Below are 22,515 nucleotides of genomic sequence, written 5' to 3'. Positions count from 1 at the left end.
GGTGGGGGCAGCGCCGAGCGCCGGACGGAGGCTCGGCTGGAAGGCCGGCCTCTGCGCGGGCGCGGCCCTCCTGATCGTCGGCATCACGGCGCTCGCTCGCCACCGCGCCGGCCCGCCGGCGCGCTGCGCGCCGGGGATGGTCGCGCTCGGCCCGCGATGTTGCGGCGAAGGCCAGCGCCTCGACGCCGGCCTCTGCACGGGCGCGCCGCGCCGATGCGGCCCGGGCCTCTCGGCGACCCCCGCCGGCTGCGTCGCGCCGGCCGCGACCGTGCGCGTCGCCGCCGGGACGCTGCGGCTCGGGCCGAGCGACTGGGAGGCGCAGGGCATCGTCGAGGCGCGCGAGGTGTTCGTCCCGGCGTTCTCGCTCGACGCGTTCGAGGTCACCGAGCAGCGTTACGCGGCCTGCGTCGCGGCCGGCGCGTGCGCGACGGTGCCGCTGCGCGGCGAGCCCGGGGTCCCGGTGACGGGCGTCACCCTGGAAGAGTCCGCCCGGTACTGCGCCTTCGCGGGCGGATCGCTCCCCTCGCGCAACCAGCTGGCGTTCGCTGCGGCGGGCCCGTCGAGCCGGCGGTACCCGTGGGGGGACACCGGCGCGGTCTGCCGTCGCGTCGCCTTCGGCCTGCGCGCCGGCCCGTGCGGATGGGGCGCGACGGGCCCTGAGCTCGCAGGCTCGCGCCCTGACGGCGCCGCCGTGCACGCGGACGGGCGCGTGTTCGACCTGGCCGGCAATGTCGCCGAGTGGGCGGCGCCCGATCGACCCGACGACGGGATATCGGGAACTCACGGCGGGTCGTGGTCCGACGAGGCGGCCTCGGCGCTTCGCACCTGGAATCGGCGGCTCGTCCCGGTATCCACCCGTTCGCCCGATCTCGGATTCCGGTGCGCCTATCCGCCGTGAGCGTGCGCCGCGCCGCTCACGGCCGCGCGCCGGAAGGGAGGGGGAGAGGGAGAGGGAGGGGGAGAGGGTGGCGGAGAGGGAGCCGGAGGGAAGCAAGCGGAAGGGAACAATCGCGCCAAAACGACCGCAAAACAGTCCGGAAACGCGCTCCGTCGGCGCCGGATTGGGTTACAGTCCCCCTTCCCAATGACTGTCGCGCTTCTCTCGATCGGGACCGAGCTCACCCGGGGCGAGATCCTCAACACCAACGCGGCCTGGCTCGCTGCCGAGCTCACCGCGGCGGGCTTCACGGTCAGCGAATCCATCACCGTCGACGACGACGTCAATCACATCGTCGCCGCCGTCCAGAAGCTCGCGAGCGCGCACCGGCTGGTGATCGCCACCGGCGGCCTGGGCCCGACGACCGACGACCTCACCCCGCTCGCCGCCGCGCGCGCGACGGGCACCGACCTCGTGCGCGACGAGAGCACGCTGCTCGCCATCCGCCGCCGCGTCGAGAGCCGTGGCAAGACGATGAACGCGGGCCACGAGAAGCAGGCCGAGGTCCCTGCCGGGTCGGAGATCCTGCCGAACTCCTCCGGCACCGCGCCCGGCTTCGCGATCCAGCTCGGCGAGTCCACGGTCTTCTTCCTCCCGGGCGTGCCGCGGGAGATGAAGGGCATGTTCACCGAGCAGGTCTTGCCGCGCGTGCGGCCGGCGGCTCCGAACAACACCTTCCAGGTCCGCCTCCGCACCTACGGCCTGCCCGAGTCCACGGCGGGCGAGCTCCTGAAGGGCGTTGAGGAGGCCTATCCCGGCATCACGCTCGGCTATCGCGTCCACTACCCGGAGGTGGACGTGAAGGTCCACGCCCGCGCCGCCACGCAGTCGATGGCGCACGAGCTGGCCTTGAAGGCGACGGCCGACGTCCGCGAGCGGCTCGGCACGGCCGTGTACGGGGAGGGGGCCGACGCCTTCCCGGAGATGGTCGGGCGCTCCGTGCGCGCCCGGGGCTGGCGGCTCGCCGTGTCGGAGTCGTGCACCGGCGGGCTGATCTCCCACCTGCTCACCAGCTACCCGGCGAGCGACTACCTGGTCGGCGCCGCGGTCACCTACGCGAACAGCGCCAAGACGCGGCTGCTCGGCGTCGCGGAGGACACCCTGCGCGGCCACGGCGCGGTGTCGGCCGAGGTCGCCGCCGAGATGGCCCAGGGCGTCCGCCGCCTCTGCGAGGTCGACGTCGCCATCTCGGTCACGGGCATCGCCGGCCCGACGGGCGGCACGGCGACGAAGCCGGTCGGCCTGTGCTACTGGGCCGTGTCGCACCCTGGCGGCCTCGTCGTGCGCGACCGCGTGTTCTCGGGGGATCGCGAGGAGGTCCAGCTCGGCGCCGCCTACGCCGTCCTGGACCTCCTCCGCCGCATCGCCGGCAACCTCCCCGAGCGCTGACGCGGGCGCGCGGGCTGGCGATCGTCAGTTCGGCGCGGCGCGCGTGAACGTGAGCGCGCCGCCCGCGCGGTCGATCTGCACCGTGTCGCCCTGCTTGAACTCCCCGCCGAGGATCCGCTTCGCGAGCTCGTCCTCGATGCTCCGCTGGATGGCGCGCTTCAGCGGCCTCGCGCCGTACTGCGGATCCCACCCCTGCTCGATGAGGTAGCCCTTCGCGTCGGGCGTGATCGTGAACAGGAGCCCGCGTCGATCCAGGCGCTTTCGCAGCAGATCGAGCTGGATGTCCACGATCTTCTCCATCTGCTCGCGCGCCAGCCGCCGGAACACGATGAGGTCGTCCAGGCGATTCAGGAACTCCGGGCGGAAGTGCTTCCGCACCTCCTCGATGACGGCCCTCCTCACGAGCTCGGCCTTCTCGTCCGCCGGCAGGTTCGCCCGCTCCTCGATCGCCGCGGCCGCGGGCGTCCCGAGGTTGGATGTCAGGATGATGATCGTGTTCTTGAAATCGACCGTGTGCCCCTGTCCATCCGTCAGGCGCCCATCGTCGAGCACCTGGAGGAGCGTGTTCCAGATGTCCGGGTGCGCCTTCTCGATCTCGTCGAACAGCACCACGCTGTACGGCCGCCGGCGCACCGGCTCCGTGAGCTGGCCGCCCTCCTCGTAGCCGACGTACCCAGGCGGCGCGCCGATCAGGCGAGCCACCGCGTGCCGCTCCCCGTACTCGCTCATGTCGAGCCGCACCATGGCCCGCTCGTCGTCGAAGAGGATCTCGGCGAGCGCGCGCGCGAGCTCGGTCTTGCCGACGCCGGTCGGCCCGAGGAACAGGAACGACCCGATCGGCCGCCGCTCGTCGCCGAGGCCGGCCCTCGAGCGCCGGATGGCGTTCGACACCGCGCGGAGCGCGTCCTCTTGCCCGACGACGCGCCGCCGCAGCTCCTCCTCGAGGCGCAGGAGCTTCTGCATCTCGCTCTCGAGCATCTTGGACACCGGGATACCGGTCCACTTCGAGACGACCGCGGCGATGTCCTCGTCGGTGACCTCCTCCTTCAGGTAGCTTTGCTTCGACTGCACCTGGGCGAGGGTCGCGCGGATCGACTCGAGCTTCTTCTCGATCTCCGGGATCTTGCCGTAATGGATCTCCGCGGCGCGCCCGAGATCGCCGGCGCGCTTCAGGCGCTCCTCCTCGAGCTTGAGCTCCTCGATCTGCGGCTTGAGCTGGCGCAGCTCGGAGATGAGCTCCTTCTCCCGCATCCACTGCGCCCGCATCGCGTCGCGCTGCCCCTGGAGCTCGGCGATCTCGCGCCGCACCTCGTCGAGGCGCGCCTTGCTCGCCTTGTCGCTCTCGCGCTTGAGCGCCTGCTCTTCCATCTGCAGCTTGAGCAGATCGCGCTCCACCTGGTCGATCGGCGTGGGCAGGCTGTCGATCTCCATGCGGATCTTCGACGCCGCCTCGTCGATGAGGTCGATCGCCTTGTCGGGCAGGAACCGCTCGGTGATGTACCGGTTCGACAGGACCGCGGCGCCCACGAGCGCGGCGTCCTGGATGCGGATCCCGTGGTGGACCTCGTACTTCTCCTTCAGGCCGCGCAGGATCGCGATCGTGTCCTCGACGCTCGGCTGCGAGACGAGCACCTGCTGGAAGCGCCGCTCCAGCGCCGCGTCCTTCTCGATCCGCTTCCGGTACTCGTCGAGGGTGGTCGCGCCGATGCACCGCAGCTCGCCGCGCGCGAGCGCGGGCTTCAGCATGTTGGCCGCGTCCATCGCGCCCTCGGCCGCGCCGGCGCCGACCAGCGTGTGGAGCTCGTCGATGAACAGGATGATGCGCCCGTTCGAGCCCTCGATCTCCTTGAGCACCGCCTTGAGCCGGTCCTCGAACTCGCCGCGGAACTTCGAGCCTGCGACCATGGCGGCGAGGTCGAGCGCGGCGATGGTCTTGTCCTTGAGCGACTCGGGCACGTCGCCCGCCACGATGCGGTGCGCGATGCCCTCGACGATGGCCGTCTTGCCGACACCGGGCTCACCGATGAGCACCGGGTTGTTCTTTGTGCGGCGCGAGAGCACCTGGATCACGCGCCGGATCTCCTCGTCTCGGCCGATCACCGGATCGATCTTGCCCTGTCGCGCGAGCTTCGTGAGATCGCGGGTGTACTTCTCGAGCGCCTGGAACTTCCCCTCGGGGTCCCGGTCCGTCACGCGCTGATTGCCGCGCACGGCCGCGAGCGACGCGAGGAGCTTGTCGTACGACAGCCCCGCTCGTTCGAAGATCGACTGGATCTCCTTGTCGGTCTTGGTCCCCGCGAGCAGGACGTGCTCTGTCGAGATGTACTCGTCCTTGAGCGCCTTCGCCTCGTCTTCGGCCTTCTGCAGGACCGCGAGCGCGCGCCTCGACAGGTTCGGCTCCGCGCCGCCGCTCACGCGAGGGTAGGTGTCGATCTTGGCGTCGAGCAGGCGCAAGAGCGCCGCGGGATCGGCGCCTGCCTTCTGCACCAGCGGAGCGCCGACGCCGCCGTCCTGGCCGACGATCGCCCGCACGATGTGCTCGGGATAGAGTTCGGGATTTCCCCGGCGGCTGCCGAAATCGACAGCCTCTCGTATGGCCTCCTGGGCCTTCGTCGTCATTCGCTCGATTCTCATGGCACCTCGAAGCTAAGGCGCTCGCCTGGGCTAGCAAGGGCCGGCCAAGCAAGCGGTTTGCCAGAGATACCGAGCGAACACGGCCGTCGGTGATGCGCCGTCAGCGCCGCGTCAACCCCCACCGCGCGCGTGGGGGACGCGGGCTCCGTCGTCCGCCGGACGCAGGCTCAGATGTCGAGGTTCTTCACGTTGAGGGCGTTCTGCTCGATGAAGTTGCGCCGCGGCTCGACCTGATCCCCCATGAGGATCGTGAAGAGCTCGTCCGTCTTCACCGCGTCGTCGATGCGGACCTGGAGGAGGGTCCGCGCGTCCGGGTTCATCGTCGTTTCCCAGAGCTCGTCGGCGTTCATCTCGCCGAGACCCTTGTAACGGCTGATCGCGATACCCTTCTTGCCCCGCTCTTCGATGTAGTCGACGAGCGCCTCGCCGTTCTCGATGGTCTCCTCGCCGCTCGAGCTGCGGGCCCGGTACGGCGGCGCGCCGATGGATCGCAGGTCCTGCTCGATCGACCAGGCCTCCTGGTACTCCGGCGAGCCCACCAGATCCCAGTCGATGACGCTCCTCCGCGCGCTCGCGCCCGGGCGCGGCACCACCTCGATCCGGCTCGTCCCGTGCTCGGTGTCCCGGGGCGTCGCCAGCGTGAGCGGGAACAGGTCCGGGTAGCGCTGCTTCAGGTAGGCCCGGAGCTCGTCGGCGGCCGCGGCGACCTTCTTGGTCTCCCGCAGGTCGTCGCGCCCGAGCCCGCTCGACCGGAGCACCGCCGCCACGATCCGCGCGTCACAGCGCTTGTCGATGTTGGACAGCACGGCGCGGAACCGCTTCAGCCGCTGCGCGAGGCGGTAGAGCGGCTGCCCCGCGATGCCCGTCTGCGCGCCGCTCGCGACGATCTCGAGCCCGTCCACGGCGTTGCCCACGAGGAACTCGTCGAGCGCGGCCTGGTCCTTCAGGTACAGGTCCCGCTTGCCCTTGCGCACGCGGTAGAGCGGCGGCTGCGCGATGAACAGATACCCCTTCTCCATGATCTCGGGCATCTGCCGGAAGAAGAAGGTCAAGAGCAGCGTGCGGATGTGGGAGCCGTCGACGTCGGCGTCCGTCATCAGGATGATCTTGTGGTAGCGGAGCTTGTCGATCTCGAAGCCACCGGCGTCGTTGATCCCGCAGCCGAGGGCGGTGATGAGCGTGCCGACCTCGGCGGAGCTCAGCATCCGGTCGAGCCGCGCCCGCTCCACGTTCAGGATCTTGCCCTTCAGCGGCAGGATCGCCTGGAAGTGCCGGTCGCGCCCCATCTTGGCGCTGCCGCCGGCGCTCTCGCCCTCGACGATGTAGATCTCGCTCTTCTCCGGGTCCTTGGACTGGCAGTCGGCGAGCTTGCCGGAGAGCGACGTCACGTCGAGCGAGCCCTTGCGGATCACCTCGCGGGCCTTGCGGGCCGCCTCGCGCGCCTTCGCCGCGACGACCGCCTTCTCGATGATCTTCTTCGCGCTCTGCGGGTTCTCCTCGAAGTACTGCGCGAGCTTGTCGCTGACGACCGCCTCGACGATGCCCTTGACCTCGCTGGAGACGAGCTTGGATTTTGTCTGCGAGTCGAACGACGGGTCCGGGTGCTTGATGCTGAGCACGCACGTCAGGCCCTCGCGCGCGTCCTCGCCCTGCAGGCCCTGCTTCAGCTCCTTGAAGAGGTTGTGCGCGCTCCCGTAGGTGTTGATCGTCTTCGTGAGCGCGGCGCGGAGCCCGGTGAGGTGCGTGCCGCCGTCCTTGTTGTGGACGTTGTTCGTGTAACAGAAGATCGCCTCCGTGTAGGAGCCGTTCCACTGCAGCGCGACCTCCACGCCGACCGGCGGCGGCGCCGAGCTGCCGCGGCCGTTCCCGGCCTCGCCCGCCGCGCCGATCTCGTGGTGCGACACGAAGCTGATCACGTCGTCGTGAATCGGCTCCTTGGTCTTGTTGAGGAGCGACACGAACTCCGAGATGCCCCCCTTGTACTCGTAGATTTCGGCCCTCCCGCCGGGCCGCTGGTCGTCGAGGTGGATGATGAGCCCGGCGTTCAGGAACGCGAGCTCGCGCAGGCGGCTCGCGAGGATGTCGAAGCTGAACTCGACCGCGCTGAAGATGATCGGATCGGGCTTGAAGGTGAGCCTCGTCCCCGTCTTGTCTGTCACGCCGATCGCCTTGAGCGGCGCCCTCGGCACGCCCCGGGCGTACTCCTGGAACCAGAGCTTTCCTTCGCGCTTGATCTCGAGCTTCAGCCACTCGGAGACGGCGTTCACGGCGCTCACGCCGACGCCGTGCAGGCCCGCAGAGACCTTGTAGCTGGAGTTGTCGAACTTTCCGCCGGCGTGGAGGACGGTCATGACGACCTCGGCGGCGCTCACGCCCTTCGCGTGCATCCCGACCGGGATCCCGCGGCCGTTGTCCTCGATCGACACCGAGCCGTCGAAGTGGACGGTGACCCTGATCTCCGTGCAGGCGCCGGCGAGGTGCTCGTCGACGGCGTTGTCCACGGCCTCCCAGACCAGGTGGTGCAGCCCCGATCCGTCGTGCACATCGCCGATGTACATGCCGGGGCGCTTTCGCACCGCTTCGAGGCCTTCGAGCGCCGTGATGCTGTGGGCGTCGTACGACGCCTTGGTGAGGTCGGTCGGCTGGCTCAGGGTGGGTTCCGTCATCTCGGTCCTGGTGGGCGCGCCCGCCGCCTCTCACCGGGGGGCGCAGAGCGGCGGAGACCGCTCGGATTGCCGGAGTTCTTGCAGTGGAGGGGCCGGCGCGATGGCAGCTCGTCTGGTGGGATCCGGGCGCCGCAGCCGCGGCGCCGGATCGATTCCGAGGGCACGAGCGATCATGCGCGGACCGCTCGTCGATGCCCCGTAAAGACTGCGGAAATGTAGCCGAAATCAGCCGCTCGGGCAAGCGTTTCGCCGAGTCCGGAAGCCTCGTAACACCGTATTTTCAGCGCCTGGCGCGGGCGCGTCCGGAGCATCCCAACTCGTGGCCTGCGGGGGGCGATCAACGCGTCTCGGGGCGGTCCCGGCGGGCCTCGCCCCGCGCCTGCCGCACCGCGTCCGCCCCCGCGGCGCACGTCAGCTGAGCGCGCCGCCTTCGACGTGAAAATCGCGCCGCTCCGAGGCGGGTACGCCCGGCGTGACGATGAGATCGCGCCGCGTGGTCGTCAGGAACACCTGTCCGCGCGCCATTCCGAGGAACGTGAACAGCGCGGCCGTCCGATCGGGGTCGAGCTCGCTCGACACATCGTCGAGCAAGAGAATGGGCTCTACACCTCGGACGGACGCAATGGCGGCGGTCTCGGCGGCCTTGAGCGAGAGGGTGAGGGCCCTGTGCTGCCCCTGGGAGGCGACCACGCGGGCGGGGTGGCCGTCGAGCTCGAGCACCAGGTCGTCCCGGTGGGGGCCGAAGCCTGCGCTCGGCCGGTGGGCGTCGCGCCGGCGGTGCTCGCGCAGCGCCTCGCGCGCCTGCGCGGCGTCGCTGGCGCCGCCCGGCGCGTAGCGCGCGGCGAGGGTCAGGTCGGGCGCGGCGATGCGGGCGAAGGCGCGCGCGAGCTCCGGCGCCAGCGCCTCGACGGCGGCGGCGCGGGCGCGGGTCAGCGCCGCGCCGTGGAGGGCGCAGAGCTCCTCGAACGCGTCGAGCTCGGCGCCCGCCTGCGCCGACGCGCCCCCGCCGCGGTGGAGCAGCTCGTGCCGCGCGCGGAGCGCCTGCGCGTAGCGGGCGCGGTGGTCGGCGCTCTGCGGATCCATGAAGAGCGCCAGCCGATCCAGCAGCGTGCGCCGCGCGCTCGCGGGCCCGGTCGACAGCGCGAGCTCCTCGGTGTGGAAGGCGACGACCGGCGAGCGCGTCGCGAAGCTCGACAGGCTCGGCGGCCGGTTGCCGTCGATCCGGACCACGCACCGCTTCTGCTCCACGGCGGCGGTCTGCTCGCGCGCGAGGGGCGGCAGCGCGTCCCGGCGCTCGACGAAGCGCGCGCGTGCGCTCGTGACGGCCGCGCCGTGGCGCACGAGCTCCGCCACGCGGTGGGTGCGGAAGCTCCTCGACGTGGCCGCGAAGTAGATCGCCTCGAGGAGGCTCGTCTTGCCTTGACCGTTGTTGCCGGCGATCACGTTGAGGCGCGGCGCGGGCTCGACGTCGACGCGCCCGAGGTTGCGGAACTCGCGCACGTGGAGCCGCTCGAGCAGGAGGCTCGGGAGGTGTTCCTGTCGCTCGTCGTGGGGCGCGCTCAAATCCGCATCGGCATGATGACGGCGACGTAGCTCTGCTGGTTCGACTCGCTGCCGGGCCGGATCACGGCGGGGTCGAGCTCCCCGGAGATGCCGAGGACGACCTCCTCGTCGTCGATGGAGCCGAGCACGTCGAGGAAGTACTTGGCGTTGAAGCCGATCGTGACCTCGGGCCCGTTGTAGTCGGCGGCCACCTCGTCGAAGCCGGCGCCGGTGTCCGGGCTCTCGCTGGTGATCCGGAGGGTCCCCGGCGCGATCGACAGCTTGACGCCGCCGGTGCGGTCGTTGGCGGCGAGCGCGATGGCGCGGAGGGCCTCGGCGAACTGGACGCGGGGCGCGCGGACCGAGCGCTCGGTGACGGACGGGATGACCTGCTGGTAGGGGGGGAACTGCGCGTCGACGAGCTTCACCGAGAACTGCATCCCGGCGATGTTGAAGAAGGCGTTCGGCCCGCTCTGGGTGATGGCGACCATCGGGGTCTCCTTCTCGGCGCGCGCCTCCTCGGCGAGGCGGCGGAGCTCGGTGATCGCCTTGAGGGGGATGAGCATGGTGGCGGTGGCGGAGCTGCCGGAGACGGTCGCCTCCATCTTGGACAGGCGGTGGCCGTCGGTGGTGACCATCCGGACGCGATCGCCGGCCCACTCGAACAGGGCGCTGTTGACATGGGCGCGCGTCTCGTCGGTCGAGATCGAGAAGTGCGTCCTGGCGATGAGGAGCGCGAGCTGCTCGACGGGGAGCTCCAGCGAGGGCGCGTCGTGCGACGGCGCGGGCAGCTGCGGGAACTCCGAGCCGGGGAGGCCGGGGAGGGTGTAGCGCCGGGGCGATCCCACGGCCTTGAGCGACGTGTGCGCGCCCTCGGTGGTGGTGATCTGGATCGGGCCATCGGGCATGGCCTTCACGCGCTCGAGCAGGTCCCTGGCGGGGACCGCGACGGTGCCGCCGGTCTTGATGTCCGCGTGGGTCTGGCCGGTGACCCCGAGGTACAGGTCGGTCGCGGCGACGCGGACGGCGTTGCCCTCGGCGGCGAGCAGGACGTTGGCGAGCGCCGGCATGGCGCTCTTCTTGTCCGCCACGCCTTGGCAGCGCGCGACGAGGCGAAGCAGATCTTTCTTGGGGATCACAAGGTCCATAGCCGACTCCGGAGCCGCTCCCTTTAGCAGGGTTATTGCCCGGGCGTGGGCGGGAAATGAGCGCTCGCGTGACCTTGCGGGACGCCTCTTCTTTCCATGAAATAGATAGATAAAGACATCGTCTTCGTCGTAGGCGCTGTGGAGGGCGGGGATAACTCAGATTGCTCAATGAATCCGAGCAGTTGGAAGCGAGCGCCCTGGGGTAAATGGACCGTGCTCAGGGGTAGGAGGACGGGGGAGAGCTGGCGGGCGGCGTGTCTCCCCCGTTTTGCCCCCAGGGTTGTCGAGGGGGTTATCCCCAAGATCCACCAGGGGGTGCGCGGGAATGTAGAACCGAGCGCGGCCGGGCACGCTCTGACCTGATGGGCTGTGCAGTTCCGAGCGGCGCCTGGATGGAGTATTTCAAAATGTACGGACTTGAGTTCGGTGCGGTGCATCCACTGCGGTAGCCACCACGAGGTTGCGGCGATCGTGTGCCCGTCGACCGGTCTCGTCATCGCTTCGAGCGAGCCTCCCTCGTCGTCACGTGGGGGCCGGCGCGCCGGGGCGGTTCCGCTGCAGCCGGTCCCCCGGCCCGCTGCGCCGCAGCTGCCGCCGCGAGGAGCGCCGCCGTCATCGAGGGCAGCGCCGCCGTCGCCGCCGTCGCCGAGATCAGCGCCGCCACCGCCGAGATCGGCGCCGCCACCGCCGAGATCAGCGCCGCCATCGCCGCGAGGCTCGCCTGGCGTGGGACCGAGCTCGGCGACGCGCAGCGCGCCGCCGCCGCGTCCGGAGCCGCGATCCGCATCGCGCGCGCCGTTGTCCGGTCGCGGCGACGCGCGGATCGACGCGTGGCCGAGGGGGGACGCGGCGAGCGCCTGGTCGGGGCGTTCGCTGCTCGGGCATGTGATCGGCGACAAGTACGGGGTCACCGCGATCATCGGGGAGGGGGGCATGGGCGCGGTGTACGAGGCCGAGCACCTCCAGATCGGGCGGCTTGTCGCTGTCAAGGTGATGCACCCGCGGGAGACGCAGCAGCGCGAGGCGATCTCGAGGCTGGAGCACGAGGCGCGGGTCGCAGGGCGGATCGGTCATCCGAACATCTGCGAGGTCTACGACATGGGGTGGCTCCCTGACGGCAGCCCCTACCTTGTCATGGAGCGCCTCCACGGTGAGACGCTGGCGCAGCGGATCGAGCGCTACGGGGTCGTGCCGCCGAGCGAACTCGTGGACATCATGCTGCAGGTCCTCTCCGCGCTGGTGACCGCGCACGAGCGGGGGATCGTGCACCGCGACCTGAAGCCGGAGAACATCTTCCTCTCGGAGCGCGCCGGCATGTTGCCGGTTGCCAAGCTGCTCGATTTCGGCATCTCCCAGGCGTCCGACATGGATGGGACGCTGGATCTGACCCGCACCGGCATGGTGATGGGCACGCCGTACTACATGGCGCCCGAGCAGGCTCGGGGCGACATCGAGCTTGACCACCGGCTCGATCTGTGGGCGGTAGGCGTGATCCTCTACGAGGCGCTGACCGGCCAGCGTCCGTTCGTCGCGCGCAACTACAACGCGCTGCTCGTCCAGATCCTGACGCTCTGGCATCGCCCGGTGACGGAGCTCGATCCCACGATTCCGCCCGGGCTCTCGCGCCTGGTGGATCGCGCCCTGGCGAAGGAGCGCGACGAGCGCTTCCAGAGCGCTCGGGAGTTCCAGGAGGCGCTGCGGCGGTTCAAGAACCAGGTACCGATGTCGCAGAAGCGCCGGGTGGATCGCGTCGCCGTGCAGAGCCTCATCGAGGATCGAAACGACGACGGAACGATGATGTTCGCGCGGGTGGGAGGCGAGCAGGACGCCGGCGAGCCCGGTCGCGTCGTCGTCGCGAGCGGCCGCTCGGCGCCGGAGGTGGCGAGGAAGGGTTCTTGGATCGCCGACGGCGGCACGGGGCTTCCGCTGCGTCACAGCGCGTGGTCGACGCGGGCTCCGGTGGCCGCGAGCGACGCGGGGGCGGTGCGCAGGCGGAGCGAGCCGGTCGCCGAGGTGGTGGACGGGCCGTCTCGGGATGACGAGGCGGAGGATCGGCCGACGATCCCTTCGTTGGTCCCGCTAGGGAGGGGGGCGGAGCTCTCGGACGACAATGAGGCGACGGTGGTTGATCCGCCTGCGTTCCCGGAGGACATGACGACGGTCGTCCGCGGTGAGGGTCGCGCGCGAGGCGGCGACCAGAGCTGACACGGGTGTGAGCGCAGGAGCGAGGTGAGCGCAGTGGATGCGATCGAGCGCGTGGTGGCGCGTGGCGTCGTGAAGACGTACGGAACGACGGCGGCGCTGCGGGGCGTGAGCGCGACCATCGAATCGGGCCGGTTGACGCTCATCGAAGGGGCGAACGGCTCGGGCAAGTCGACGCTGCTCGGGATCCTGGGCACCGTGATCCGCCCGACGTCGGGCGACGTCAGCTACGAGCCGCTCGGGGACGACCCCGGGCTGATTCGAGGCACCATCGGCTGGCTGTCTCACGAGTCGCTGGCGTACCCGGACCTCTCTGGCCGGCAGAACGTCGAGCTGGCGGCCAGCTTCCACGGGCTCGATGCCCAGGAAGCGTGGCGCCGAGCGGAGGAGCGCTTCGAGCTCGGGAGCTTCGCGGTGCGCCCGCTGCGCACGTGCTCGCGTGGCCAGCGGCAGCGCATCGCGCTCGCGCGAGCGCTCGTGCACGAGCCCTCCCTGGTGTTGCTGGACGAGCCCACGACCGGCCTGGACCGGTCTGGTGTCGCGCGGCTGCTCACGGTGGTGGAAGCCGAGGTGGCGCGGGGCGCCGCCGTGGTTGTGGTCTCGCATGAGCCGGAGGTCTTCCGGCATCGAGCCGCCGCGCGTGTCGTGCTGGATCGCGGTCGCGTCGTCGCCGGCGCGAGCTGAGCCACCTCGGGAGCGAGACGCGAGCACAAATAGGTGACCACCGTGCGTGGCCTGCTGCACGCCTGCGGACACAAGCTCGCGACCTGCACCACCGAGGGGTTCATCGCGCTGCTGAACGCGGCCGCCCTGCCGGCCGAGACCCGTCAGCTGGTCGGACCCTTGGTGACCGCGCCGGAGGTGCTCAACCCGCAGATTGCGCTGCTCGATGCCGCGATCGACCAGCTGTGCGCCCACGAGCCGGTGATCACGGGGCTGACCACGGCGCCGGCGTGGGACTGGGTCTTCGCCGCCGGTCGTGGATGAAGCGAAGCGCTTCCGCCACGCTCACCAGCTCGCCTCGTACCTCGGCCTGGTTCCAGTGGAGGACACCTCCGGGGAACGCGACAAGCGACGGCTGCTGGGCGCGATCACCAAGGAAAGCAACGCGTACATGCGCCTCAGGATTGGATGCCACGCGATGGGGGCGAAGAGCGCCAGCACGTGTACGACCTGAAGCGAGAGCGTCGCAGGCATCTCACGCGGCTGTGATCTCGGTCGTCGCAGCGTCACGCGCGTGCTTCCAACGGCGAGCTTCGCCAGGCGCATTGCCGGTGGGGTGGTCGTCACGCACGTGCGTGCTCCGGGGTGAGCACGCCGAGCGGGCGGCGCGCTCCATCGGCACTGAGCGCCAGGGTGAAGTGGGCGAAGAAGTCTGCCCGGAGGAGTGCAGCCGACCGAGCCCCTGTCGCTGGCCGTCGGTGCGGAAAGAGAGGGTCGTGGTGTCATGGACGGCGAGCACGACCGGCTCGGCCGCCATGCGCGCGAGGGTGGCGCGCACGTGGGGAGCCAGGATTGCCGGCGGCGTGACGGCCTCGTTGCCGAAGAAGCGGTACGCCGCCTCCAGCTCGCTGTCGGACAGCAGCGAGGGGAAGCTCTTGTCCGGCGCCTGCGCCAGCTTCTGCACCAGCTTGGTCTGGCGCTTCGAAAGCCGCGCGTCGGCGAAGTGGGCGTCGCTCATCTCTTCGGCGAGTGAGGCCGCGTGCTCTGCTGCAGGTGAACCCATCCGCTTGCGAAGGAGCTGCCGCGCTGCGCATCCTCGCTGTCGACGGCACGGCCTGCACCAACACGTTCGTTCGCCCAGCTGGCCGAGCGTACACGCCTGCGCCTGCATGCCCCGGCGGCAGGTGGGTGACCACCGGCGCAAGATACCAGGCCGCCATCGCGGTCGGCCGTGCGTCCTGTCGTGGTGCGCGCTCGGGGGCCGCAGGGGCGAGGTGCTGGTCAGCACCGGCCGGAGTTTGGCGCCAAGGACCGTCGAGCACGAGGGCGAGTGCTGGTCGCTCGAGAGCACCTCCCGTGATGTCAGGGATAGAGGCGAGCTCGGCACCGAGCAGCAGTGTCGTAAAAGATGTCCGGGTGATCGAGCCCCACCAGCACGACGTCATCAGGAGCGTGCGCGCTCAACCAGATCCGCGTTCGTCAGTCCCGTCCCGAGGGGGGAGGGGAGGGGAGCGCGCCGGCGCTCTCGACAATCACCCCGGGCGCCTTTTGCGTCCCGACACAAGACGCCACGACGTCCGGCGAGGTGGCGCTGGCGCGGCGGCGTGCCGCCCGGTGCGGCGAGACCGACTCCGGGAAAGCGGTACGGCGCCGGCTCGGGCTGAACCGAGCTGACAGCGGCCATCTGATCGGCGTCGCTCACCGAAAGGCCGTCCACGCCCGACTCGATCGGCTTCAGTCCGCAGACTTTGTCGCCGCGAGCTGCCAGCGCAGCGACGAGCGCGACCGCCGTGTGCGTCTTGCCGACGCCGGTGCCGGTTCCGACCACTGCAACCCGGAGCTGACCTGTTTCACGTGAAACAGGACCGCCTCTCATCGCAGCGCCTCGCACAATACTGCGTGCGACGGCACGCTTGGGATCGACCTCGACGCTGGAACCAGACGGAGCATGCGCCGCGTCGGTCGACGCTGGCGGCACATCCGGTCGCGTTCGGCTGTGACCTGGCCGGGCTTCTGGCGGGCGGGATTAGGTGCGGAGTCGCGCCAGAACGAGCTCGGCTGCGGCGAGCGACGCCGGCGCTGTGGGCTCCGCACGCGGCATCTCCACGGCGCCCGTGGTGATGCCGAGCGCTTCGAGCTCCCCGGCGTTGGTTCCGGTCGAAGCATCGGGAGCTGCCGGCGCGTTCAGCACCACCTGCGCCGGCGGCAAACCAGGGGCGAAAGCGCGCAGGGCCAGCACGGCGCTGGCAACCTCGTGAAGGATGCCCAGCCGGTCGAGGCCCACCAGCACGACGGCATCAGGAGCGAGCGCGCGCACGAGATCTGCGTTCGTCAGCCCCGGCCCGAGAGGGGAGAGGAGCGCGCCGGCGCTCTCGATCATCACCCAGGGCGCCTTTTGCTTCCCGACCCACGCTGTCACGACCTCCAGGGAGATGGCGCTGGCGCAGCGGCGTGCCGCCAGGTGCGGCGAGACCGGCTCCGCGAAGCGGTACGGCGCCGGCTCGGGCTGAACCGAGCTGACAGCGGCCAGCTGATCGGCGTCGCTCACCGAGAGGCCGTCCACGCCCGACTCGATCGGCTTCAGGCCGCAGACTTTGTCGCCGCGAGCTGCCAGCGCAGCGACGAGCGCGACCGTCGCGTGCGTCTTGCCCACGCCGGTCCCGGTTCCAACCACCGCGACCCGGAGCTGACCTGTTTCACGTGAAACAGGACGGCCTCTCATCGCAGCGCCTCGCGGAATCCTGAAAGGGCACGCTCCACGTCGGCCTCCGAGAGCGACGCGCTGGTCGTGATGCGGAGCCGAGACGTGCCCGCCGGGACCGTCGGCGGGCGGATCGCCTGGACGAGGATCCCCTCCCGTGCGAGGCGCTGGGACATCTCCACGGCGGCACCCGGCGACTTCAAGATCCAGGGGAGGATGGGGCCCGACGAACCCGGGAGCAGGGGGGCCCCCAGCGCGTGCAGGCCAGCCCGGAGCTGGCGCGTGACCATGGTCAGTCGTGACCGACCTGCATCGTCGGCAGCGGCACGACGGACGCGGTCCACCGACGCGAGCGCCACCATGGGGCTGATGCCGGTCGAGAACACGAAGCTCCTCGCGCGGTTCCACAGATAGGTCCGCAAGGTCGAGGAGCCCGCGACGAAGGCGCCGTGGAGCCCGATCGACTTGCCGAGCGTGCCGATAAGCACGTCGGGGCGAACGCCGACCTCGGAGCACAGGCCAGCGCCGCGCGGACCCTGGATGCCAAGGGCATGCGCCTCATCCACCACCAGCGCGGCGTCATGACAGTCGCACAGCTCGCGGAGGTAGCGCAGGTCGGGGCTGTCGCCATCCATGCTGAAGAGCGATTCGGTCACGACCCACCGGCGGCGAGCGCCCCGGCCGCGTACGAGAGCGCTCTCGACCGCCTCCACGTCAACGTGGCGGACCACCTCGATGGCTGCTCCCGAGAGACGGCAGCCGTCGATGAGCGAGGCGTGGTTCAGGGCATCCGAGACGATGACATCGCCCGGCCTGGCCAGCGCGGCGACGGTGCCGACGTTGGCCGCATACCCCGAGGAGAACAGGAGCGCCGCCTCCATGCCCAGCCACGCGGCGATCTCGCGCTCGGCCAGGAGATGGGCTTCGTGCGTCCCGCTCACGAGACGGGACGCGCCCGCACCGCTCGCAGCTCCGCCCTCCGATATCCAGGGGAGAGCGGCGTACCCGAGATAATCGTTCGAACACAGCACCAGCATCCCCGGACCAGCCGCGGCCGCCGGAGGGGTGCGCAGCAGGCCCGCACGCTCAAGCTCGGAGAGCTCGTCCTGCAGGTGACGAAGGGCGTTCACCCCTTCGGGCGTCGACGTGGGCGGGCGGGGAGCTTCATCCATGGGTGCAGGCATGCCATCTCCGTCGGCAGCCGGGCCAGTCCTTAGGACCGCGCGGCGCATGGGGATTCACGCTCAGGGCGCGCTGCCGTTCGCTTCGCCCGAAGACGGCGAATCCGGCCCGACGCCGAGCACCGCGTCGACCCGCTGCAGGATCCGGCCGAACGCATCCCGAGCGCGGCCGGCGATCGTGGCCGTCCGGGTCCGCTCCTGCTCCAGGTCGTGGGCGAGCGCGATCGCCGCCAGCAACATGGCCTGCGGCGTCACAGCACGGCCGGCGGGCACAACCGTGGCGAGCTTCTGGTCGACGACAGCCGCGAGCCGCTGGAGCTCTTCATCGCTCGCGGAAGTCACCACGCGGTAGGTCTGACCCCCCACCCGTAGCTGCACGGTGCGGCGCGCCATAGCCCCCGGACGCTACCATGAACCCCGCCGGGCGCGCAGAGCGGCCTGCACCGTGCGAACGGAGTGACTTGCCGGTGACAAACGGGGCCAGCGCGCGCGCCGAGACCCGGAGACGCGCTCCGCGATCCGGCCGGAGCGGCACGCTCGCGACGGCTCGCAGAATTCCAGCGCGCTCGCCGGCAGCGCCCTGTAGCATCGCCCCATCATGCCTACGGCGGGCCGCCCAGCTGCCTCGGTTGCCGCCCTCCTGGGGGTCGTTCTCGCGCACGGCACGGCTCGCGCCGAACCCCAGACGAGCGTCGGCGTCACCCTGGGCGTCGCCGGCGCCGGCCTCGAGCGGCGGTGGTGGGATGCCACCGCCTTTCACGCGGGGCTGCGAGGCGACGTCCTGTTCGGCCGCGGCGCCAATGACGACTTCGGCATCGGCCCGTACGCCGAGGTGCTCACCCACGGGTTCGACGAGCTCCAGGCCGGCGCGGGCATCTCGGCGCTCGCGCCCGTCCTCGACCTGTTTCCGCTGATCGTCTCCACCGGGCTCTACGGCCGGTGGAGCGACGACGCCGACGCGCTGGAGCCGGGGATCGCCGCCGCCGTCTTCTGGGGGGCTCGCAGCTACAACTTCCACTCGCCCTACGTCATGAGCACAGGGCTGCTCGCCCAGATGCGGCTCGGGCTCGGCGCCTCCAAGGAGACGGCGATCGTCCTCGCTGCCCAGCTCGACGTCGCGCTGCTGGGCCTCCCGTTCGTTTATCTCTTCAATGTGCTGACAGGACCGTCACCGGAAGCGGCCCCGGTGCGGCGCGCTGAATCGGCGCGGTGACGGCGCCCCGGGCCAGCGCCCAGGGCGGGCGCCCCCGAGCCAGCGCCGAGGGCGCGCCCCGAGCCAGCGCCCAGGGCGGCGCCCCGGGCCGCAAGAGGGCCCTGGAGGGGGCTCTGGCGCGGGGCGCGGGCTACAGGCCGAAGCTGTTGATGTAGTCGGCGCAGGTCCGACCGAGGTTGCGGCAGTCCTGCGGTCCCCGCTGGCCGGGGCAGGTCGCCTCGACCTCATCGTTGTCCTCGCACGCCTCGTCCGCGGAGCTGGAGCAGCAGGTGTCCGGGGACACGTCGACGCAACGGCTGCACGCGAAGCACACCCGGATCGGGTAGGACCACTCGGAGGTCTCGACCTCCTGGCCACCCAGCGTCCTGCCCCGCACCACCACCGTCGCCACCACCTGGACGTCGCGGCCGAGAGTCGCGGCCCGGCGGCGCAGGCTGTCCATCGTGGCGCCGTCGAGCAGGAGCACCTCGGCGCAGTTGTAGCCGGCGTCGCTGCCCGTCCCGGGATCGACCATGCCCGTGATCGGAACCACGTAGCCCTCCGTCACGGCATTGCCCTCGATGTCGTCGACGCGGACCTCCGCCTCGTAGAGGTGGACGCGCGACGTCTCGGTGCGGAGCACGTCCGGGTCGCCGCGCTGCACGATCTGGTTGCCCACGAGGAGCGTCGCGCTGTGGCTACCCGAGTACGCAGCGTCGACCGCGTCCTCGGTCCAGAACGGCTCGTCAGGGCTGCAGGTCACGGTGCAGTCCCCCGTCCGCGCCATGCGCATCCGGACGAACAGGCTGCTCTCGTTATCGGCGCATGCAGACGCGAGCAGGCCGCCAGACACCGCGAGCAGCGCGAGCGCACAGAGCCTCCTCGCGAGGCCGGACGTCGCGGCCACCGACCCTTCTCCTTCATCAGCCATGGCAAACGCCTCCACCGCGGAAATGAGCATCAGCGGCGACTATCGAGAACCGCTGGCGCAGGTCGCCCCTGCCGGATCGTGTCGCGCGAGCCGACCCACGACCTGGCCGAAAAGAGTAGCGGGTCGGCGCGCCGAGCGGCAAATTCGCGGTGGCCGTACGTCGCGTAAGCTGACGTAAGCCGAGTAACCGGCGTGACCGGCGTGACCGGCGTGACCGGCGTGACTGGCGTGACCGAGCGACGTTGACCGCGCCTCGCGGGAACCACGCGTGAGCTCGAGATACGCTACGATGCCAGCGGCCCGATGAGCAAACCCGAGGAGAGCGATCCCGTCGCCGCGTGGAGCCGCCTCGCGATCACCGAGCGCGCCGAAGGCGTGCGCATCTCGGTCCAGGTGCGCCCCAAGTCGTCGCGCTCCGCCATCGTCGGCGTGCGCGAAGGGGCGCTCGACGTGTCGCTGACCGCGCCGCCCGTCGAAGGCGCCGCCAACGCGGAGCTCGTCAAGCTGCTCTCGCGCGCGCTCGACGTGCGCCAGAGCGATGTCCAGATCGCCCTCGGCGCGAGCGGCAGGAGCAAGGTCGTCGCCGTCCGCGGGCTCAACGAGACCGAGGCGCGAGCGCGGCTCGCCGGGGCGAAGCGATGAAGGAAACCGTCGTCCGGTTCGAGAAGTGGGAAGGTCTTGGCAACGACTTCATCCTCGTCGAGGCGGTCCCGATGACCGCCGAGGCGGCGCGGCGCCTCTGCGACCGCCGGTTCGGGATCGGCGCCGACGGCGTGCTGGTCATCGATCGCGAGCGGCGCGAGCGGCCCACGATGCACGTCTGGAACGCCGACGGGAGCCGCCCGGAGATGTGCGGCAACGGCATCCGCTGCGTCGCGGCCTACCTCGTCTCCCGAGGGACCCCGCAGAAGGCGCTCACCATCGCGACCGACGCCGGCGACAAACGGTGCGAGGTCACCCGGGCAGGAGACCGCTTCGACGTGCTCGTCGGCATGGGCCGCGCCCGCCTGGGCGAGCCGCTCGTGGTCACCGCGCTCGGCGCGGAGCACCGGTTCGCGACCGTGGACGTCGGCAACCCGCACGCGGTCACGTTCGACCCCTACGCCGAGGACACGATCGACGAGCTCGGACCGATCGTCGCGACAACGCCGGCCGAGGGCATCAACGTCGAGTTCTGCCGCGCTCGGCCGACCGAGCAGGCCGAGGGCGCGTGCATCGACGTGACCGTCTGGGAGCGCGGTGTGGGCCGGACGCTGGCGTGCGGCACGGGCGCCTGCGCCGTGGCGGCCGCGGCGTGCGCGCAGGGCCGCGCGCCGTACGGAGCGCCCGTCCGCGTGGTGCTGCCGGGCGGCTCGCTGCGCATCACCGTCGCCCCCGGGTCCCTGGAGCTGCTCATGCAAGGCCCGGCGCGCCGGGCGTTCTCGGGCGAGGTGGTGATCGCGTGACCGCCTCGGTCGAGGGGGTCTGGAGCCCGAGCCGGGCGCCGGTCCACGACATCTCGCTCAAGGTGCTCGCCGTCATCGCCGACGAGGCGACCCACACGCTGTTCTCGCGGGTCATCACGTCGGACGAGCTGATGCTCGCCAGCGATCTCGCGGAGGGCATCGCCCTGGCCGAGACCGCGGCGCCCGACGTCGCCTTCATCGACGTCGGGCTCGGCGACGGGGCCGGCCTCGCGATGGTTCACCACCTGAAGGCGCTCGCGCCCGAGGCGACCGTCTTCGCGCTGGCGACGCGGGCGCAGCTCGAGGCGGGCGCCCACGCGGTCGCGCTCGGCGGCGCCGGGCTCTTCCTCCTGCCGCTCGGGGGGGACGAGGTGCTGAACGCGGTCGGCTCGGTGCGGGTGCGCTTCGTGGAGCGCGCCCTCCGGGTGCAGCTGGAGCAGGAGTCCGCGCGGAGCGCGCGGGCGGCCGGCTGGATCGCCCGCGTGGCCGAGCTCGCCGACGCGCGCGACCGCAACGCGGCGGCCCAGCAGCTCGCCGAGGTGTTCGTCGAGGCGACCGGCGCCGCCGCGGCCGCCGTGTACCTGACCGTCGGAGAGCGCTCCACCGAGCTGACCCGCTCGGCGCTGACCGGGCCGCTCGATCGCGCGCCGGCCTACGGGAGCGAGGCCGACATCCTCGACTTCGCCCGGCGCGAGCAGCTCATCGTCGTGCCGCTCGCCCTCCGCCGGCTGTCCGCGGGGCACCTCCTGCTCCAGAAGGAGCCCGGCCGCAGCTCCGCGTTCCCGTCGGTCAGGCGCCCCGACAGCAGCGTCTCCACGTCCCGGCGCGCCCCGCTCCTCGACGGCCTCGTCAAGCTGCTCGCCACGCAGGCGACCACGGCGCTCGCCCTGCTCGGCGAGCGCGAGCGCTCGACCGGCGGCGCCGCGATGAAGGACCCGGCGTCGAGCGCCTACTCCTTCGCCTATTACGTCGACGTCGCCGGCCGGGAGATCGACAAGGCCAAGCGGCACGGCCGCCGGTTCACGATCGCGACCATCGTCATCGAGCCCGACGCGATCGCCGCGCCGGAGCGCCCGGACGACCTCGCCTACTGGCGCGCCACGCCGCCGCCCCCCGCGAACGGGCTCAACCCCGGTCAGGTCGCCGAGCACCTGCTCCGCGCCGTGCGCGACACGGACATCCTGGCCCGGGTCGACGAGAACGAGTTCCACCTCCTCATGCCCGAGACCGCCGGGCTGGAGGCCCACGCGTGCCATCGGCGGATGCTCTCGCGCGTCGCCGGGAGCGAGAAGCGGGCCGGGTACCTGCCGAAGGGGCTGCTCGTCGGGATCGCCACCTTCCCCCACGACGGCCAGGGGCTCGCGCAGCTGCTCCGCATCGCCCGGCGGCGCGCCGAGGCCACCAAGTCCTCGATCCTGCACCGCATCCCGCAGGATCGGCGGAGCATCGGCGAGATCTTCAGCCTGCTCGTGCGCGAGGCCCCGAGCGCCGAGGGCCCGTCCGCGATCTCGGCGCCGCGGGCGCTCGACCTGTCGGTGTCCGATACGGTTCTGCTCGCGACCTCGGTGATCCGGAACGCGCTCCGCGGGGGCGCCGTGCTCATCCTCGTCGCCCACCACGACGGGCTCAGCCTGGGCGCGCAGGTCAAGGCGCTGCTCGCGTCGCCGCGCGACGACGTCGTGGTGCACGCCCTCGACCTCCGCTCGGCGCCGGGGTGCGACGACATCGAGGCGCTCTGCGTCCTCGCGGAGCACGGCGCGTATGCCCTCGTCGGGCGGAATCAGGGGGGCTTCGTGAAGGGTATCCACGCCGCCGATCCGCTGCTCGCGGACTTCCTCGCCGAGCGGCTCGGCCGCGCGGCCGGGCTGCGGGTCTTCGGCTGAC

21 protein-coding genes are annotated in these 22,515 nt (G+C 71.3%); 10 read left to right on the top strand and 11 right to left on the bottom strand.

Going from position 1 to position 22,515, the window contains the following annotated elements; translation table 11 throughout:
* Nucleotide 1: 1 nt before the first annotated feature.
* Entirely contained in the window at nucleotides 2-898 is an 897-nt protein-coding gene (locus tag NQZ70_RS47900) for an SUMF1/EgtB/PvdO family nonheme iron enzyme (protein WP_129580194.1), read from the top strand.
* Between the two features lie 186 nt (nucleotides 899-1,084).
* Nucleotides 1,085-2,326 carry a CinA family nicotinamide mononucleotide deamidase-related protein gene (locus NQZ70_RS47895; RefSeq protein ID WP_129580193.1) on the top strand — a complete coding sequence of 414 codons (1,242 nt, stop codon included), beginning with the start codon at nucleotides 1,085-1,087 and terminating at the stop codon, nucleotides 2,324-2,326.
* 24 nt (nucleotides 2,327-2,350) lie between these two features.
* Here the strand turns inward: NQZ70_RS47895 and clpB are convergent, their stop codons facing one another.
* The 5 genes from clpB to NQZ70_RS47870 form a co-directional block, all read right to left on the bottom strand.
* Nucleotides 2,351-4,960 carry an ATP-dependent chaperone ClpB gene (gene clpB, locus NQZ70_RS47890; protein ID WP_129580192.1) on the bottom strand — a complete coding sequence of 870 codons (2,610 nt, stop codon included), beginning with the start codon at nucleotides 4,958-4,960 and terminating at the stop codon, nucleotides 2,351-2,353.
* A 167-nt stretch (nucleotides 4,961-5,127) separates the two neighbouring features.
* Nucleotides 5,128-7,626 (bottom strand): DNA topoisomerase (ATP-hydrolyzing) subunit B, encoded by a 2,499-nt coding sequence (gene gyrB, locus NQZ70_RS47885; protein WP_129580191.1) that lies wholly within the window; start codon nucleotides 7,624-7,626, stop codon nucleotides 5,128-5,130.
* Between the two features lie 411 nt (nucleotides 7,627-8,037).
* Nucleotides 8,038-9,189 carry a DNA replication/repair protein RecF gene (recF, locus tag NQZ70_RS47880; protein ID WP_129580190.1) on the bottom strand — a complete coding sequence of 384 codons (1,152 nt, stop codon included), beginning with the start codon at nucleotides 9,187-9,189 and terminating at the stop codon, nucleotides 8,038-8,040.
* On the bottom strand, nucleotides 9,186-10,316 hold the full coding sequence (dnaN, locus tag NQZ70_RS47875; RefSeq protein ID WP_129580189.1) for a DNA polymerase III subunit beta: 1,131 nt from the start codon (nucleotides 10,314-10,316) through the stop codon (nucleotides 9,186-9,188). Before dnaN ends, recF begins: the two co-directional genes overlap by 4 nt.
* A 493-nt stretch (nucleotides 10,317-10,809) precedes the next feature.
* On the bottom strand, nucleotides 10,810-11,103 hold the full coding sequence (locus tag NQZ70_RS47870) for a hypothetical protein (protein WP_129580188.1): 294 nt from the start codon (nucleotides 11,101-11,103) through the stop codon (nucleotides 10,810-10,812).
* A gap of 11 nt (nucleotides 11,104-11,114) precedes the next feature.
* Here NQZ70_RS47870 and NQZ70_RS47865 point away from each other — a divergent pair, with 11 nt between their 5' ends.
* From NQZ70_RS47865 to NQZ70_RS47850, 4 genes are read left to right on the top strand one after another with little or no spacing between them, the layout of a single operon-like run.
* The gene (locus NQZ70_RS47865; RefSeq protein ID WP_129580187.1) at nucleotides 11,115-12,521 is read left to right on the top strand and encodes a serine/threonine-protein kinase; all 1,407 of its coding nucleotides are present in this window, start codon (nucleotides 11,115-11,117) and stop codon (nucleotides 12,519-12,521) included.
* Nucleotides 12,522-12,545: 24 nt separating this feature from the next.
* On the top strand, nucleotides 12,546-13,202 hold the full coding sequence (locus NQZ70_RS47860) for an ATP-binding cassette domain-containing protein (RefSeq protein ID WP_237244715.1): 657 nt from the start codon (nucleotides 12,546-12,548) through the stop codon (nucleotides 13,200-13,202).
* Nucleotides 13,203-13,235: 33 nt separating this feature from the next.
* Nucleotides 13,236-13,505, top strand: a complete 270-nt coding sequence (locus NQZ70_RS47855) for a hypothetical protein (RefSeq protein ID WP_207217665.1) — start codon at nucleotides 13,236-13,238, stop codon at nucleotides 13,503-13,505.
* Entirely contained in the window at nucleotides 13,498-13,695 is a 198-nt protein-coding gene (locus NQZ70_RS47850) for a transposase (protein WP_129580185.1), read from the top strand. The genes NQZ70_RS47855 and NQZ70_RS47850 overlap by 8 nt, the downstream gene beginning before the upstream one ends.
* A 21-nt stretch (nucleotides 13,696-13,716) precedes the next feature.
* Here the strand turns inward: NQZ70_RS47850 and NQZ70_RS47845 are convergent, their stop codons facing one another.
* From NQZ70_RS47845 to zapA, 5 genes are all read right to left on the bottom strand, one after another.
* Nucleotides 13,717-14,199, bottom strand: a complete 483-nt coding sequence (locus NQZ70_RS47845; protein ID WP_237244714.1) for a transposase DNA-binding-containing protein — start codon at nucleotides 14,197-14,199, stop codon at nucleotides 13,717-13,719.
* Between the two features lie 426 nt (nucleotides 14,200-14,625).
* Nucleotides 14,626-15,057, bottom strand: coding sequence for an AAA family ATPase (locus NQZ70_RS47840; RefSeq protein WP_237244713.1), 432 nt, complete (start codon nucleotides 15,055-15,057; stop codon nucleotides 14,626-14,628).
* 150 nt (nucleotides 15,058-15,207) lie between these two features.
* Nucleotides 15,208-15,903, bottom strand: a complete 696-nt coding sequence (gene bioD / locus NQZ70_RS47835) for a dethiobiotin synthase (RefSeq protein WP_129580184.1) — start codon at nucleotides 15,901-15,903, stop codon at nucleotides 15,208-15,210.
* The gene (locus tag NQZ70_RS47830; protein ID WP_237244712.1) at nucleotides 15,900-17,054 is read right to left on the bottom strand and encodes an 8-amino-7-oxononanoate synthase; all 1,155 of its coding nucleotides are present in this window, start codon (nucleotides 17,052-17,054) and stop codon (nucleotides 15,900-15,902) included. The genes bioD and NQZ70_RS47830 overlap by 4 nt, the downstream gene beginning before the upstream one ends.
* Nucleotides 17,055-17,126: 72 nt before the next feature.
* On the bottom strand, nucleotides 17,127-17,456 hold the full coding sequence (zapA, locus tag NQZ70_RS47825; protein ID WP_129580183.1) for a cell division protein ZapA: 330 nt from the start codon (nucleotides 17,454-17,456) through the stop codon (nucleotides 17,127-17,129).
* A gap of 205 nt (nucleotides 17,457-17,661) precedes the next feature.
* Here zapA and NQZ70_RS47820 point away from each other — a divergent pair, with 205 nt between their 5' ends.
* Nucleotides 17,662-18,276 (top strand): hypothetical protein, encoded by a 615-nt coding sequence (locus NQZ70_RS47820; protein ID WP_129580182.1) that lies wholly within the window; start codon nucleotides 17,662-17,664, stop codon nucleotides 18,274-18,276.
* Nucleotides 18,277-18,406: 130 nt separating this feature from the next.
* On the opposite strand, the gene NQZ70_RS47815 is transcribed toward NQZ70_RS47820, so the two are convergent.
* Nucleotides 18,407-19,186 carry a hypothetical protein gene (locus NQZ70_RS47815; protein ID WP_165374527.1) on the bottom strand — a complete coding sequence of 260 codons (780 nt, stop codon included), beginning with the start codon at nucleotides 19,184-19,186 and terminating at the stop codon, nucleotides 18,407-18,409.
* 303 nt (nucleotides 19,187-19,489) lie between these two features.
* On the opposite strand from NQZ70_RS47815, the gene NQZ70_RS47810 reads away from it, so the two are divergent.
* The 3 genes from NQZ70_RS47810 to NQZ70_RS47800 are packed head-to-tail and all read left to right on the top strand — an operon-like array spanning nucleotide 19,490 to nucleotide 22,514.
* A complete protein-coding gene (locus NQZ70_RS47810; RefSeq protein ID WP_129580181.1) occupies nucleotides 19,490-19,828 on the top strand; it encodes a DUF167 domain-containing protein in 339 nt (112 codons plus the stop codon).
* A complete protein-coding gene (gene dapF, locus NQZ70_RS47805) occupies nucleotides 19,825-20,631 on the top strand; it encodes a diaminopimelate epimerase (protein ID WP_129580180.1) in 807 nt (268 codons plus the stop codon). The genes NQZ70_RS47810 and dapF overlap by 4 nt, the downstream gene beginning before the upstream one ends.
* On the top strand, nucleotides 20,628-22,514 hold the full coding sequence (locus tag NQZ70_RS47800) for a diguanylate cyclase domain-containing protein (RefSeq protein WP_129580179.1): 1,887 nt from the start codon (nucleotides 20,628-20,630) through the stop codon (nucleotides 22,512-22,514). The genes dapF and NQZ70_RS47800 overlap by 4 nt, the downstream gene beginning before the upstream one ends.
* Nucleotide 22,515 lies beyond the last annotated feature (1 nt).

This window comes from Sorangium sp. So ce836 (assembly GCF_028553905.1).
Lineage (GTDB): Bacteria > Myxococcota_A > Polyangia > Polyangiales > Polyangiaceae > Sorangium > Sorangium cellulosum_D.
This window is presented reverse-complemented; position numbering and strand designations above follow the sequence as displayed.

Excerpts from the sequence above, each read along its gene's own strand:
- NQZ70_RS47895 (WP_129580193.1), top strand. The coding sequence starts at position 1,085 with ATGACTGTCGCGCTTCTCTCGATCGGGACCGAGCTCACCCGGGGCGAG.
- clpB (WP_129580192.1), bottom strand. The coding sequence starts at position 4,960 with ATGAGAATCGAGCGAATGACGACGAAGGCCCAGGAGGCCATACGAGAG.
- gyrB (WP_129580191.1), bottom strand. The coding sequence starts at position 7,626 with ATGACGGAACCCACCCTGAGCCAGCCGACCGACCTCACCAAGGCGTCG.
- dnaN (WP_129580189.1), bottom strand. The coding sequence starts at position 10,316 with ATGGACCTTGTGATCCCCAAGAAAGATCTGCTTCGCCTCGTCGCGCGC.
- NQZ70_RS47870 (WP_129580188.1), bottom strand. The coding sequence starts at position 11,103 with ATGCGGATCGCGGCTCCGGACGCGGCGGCGGCGCGCTGCGCGTCGCCG.
- NQZ70_RS47845 (WP_237244714.1), bottom strand. The coding sequence starts at position 14,199 with ATGAGCGACGCCCACTTCGCCGACGCGCGGCTTTCGAAGCGCCAGACC.
- NQZ70_RS47840 (WP_237244713.1), bottom strand. The coding sequence starts at position 15,057 with ATGAGAGGCGGTCCTGTTTCACGTGAAACAGGTCAGCTCCGGGTTGCA.
- bioD (WP_129580184.1), bottom strand. The coding sequence starts at position 15,903 with ATGAGAGGCCGTCCTGTTTCACGTGAAACAGGTCAGCTCCGGGTCGCG.
- NQZ70_RS47830 (WP_237244712.1), bottom strand. The coding sequence starts at position 17,054 with ATGGATGAAGCTCCCCGCCCGCCCACGTCGACGCCCGAAGGGGTGAAC.
- zapA (WP_129580183.1), bottom strand. The coding sequence starts at position 17,456 with ATGGCGCGCCGCACCGTGCAGCTACGGGTGGGGGGTCAGACCTACCGC.
- NQZ70_RS47820 (WP_129580182.1), top strand. The coding sequence starts at position 17,662 with ATGCCTACGGCGGGCCGCCCAGCTGCCTCGGTTGCCGCCCTCCTGGGG.
- NQZ70_RS47815 (WP_165374527.1), bottom strand. The coding sequence starts at position 19,186 with ATGGCTGATGAAGGAGAAGGGTCGGTGGCCGCGACGTCCGGCCTCGCG.
- NQZ70_RS47810 (WP_129580181.1), top strand. The coding sequence starts at position 19,490 with ATGAGCAAACCCGAGGAGAGCGATCCCGTCGCCGCGTGGAGCCGCCTC.
- dapF (WP_129580180.1), top strand. The coding sequence starts at position 19,825 with ATGAAGGAAACCGTCGTCCGGTTCGAGAAGTGGGAAGGTCTTGGCAAC.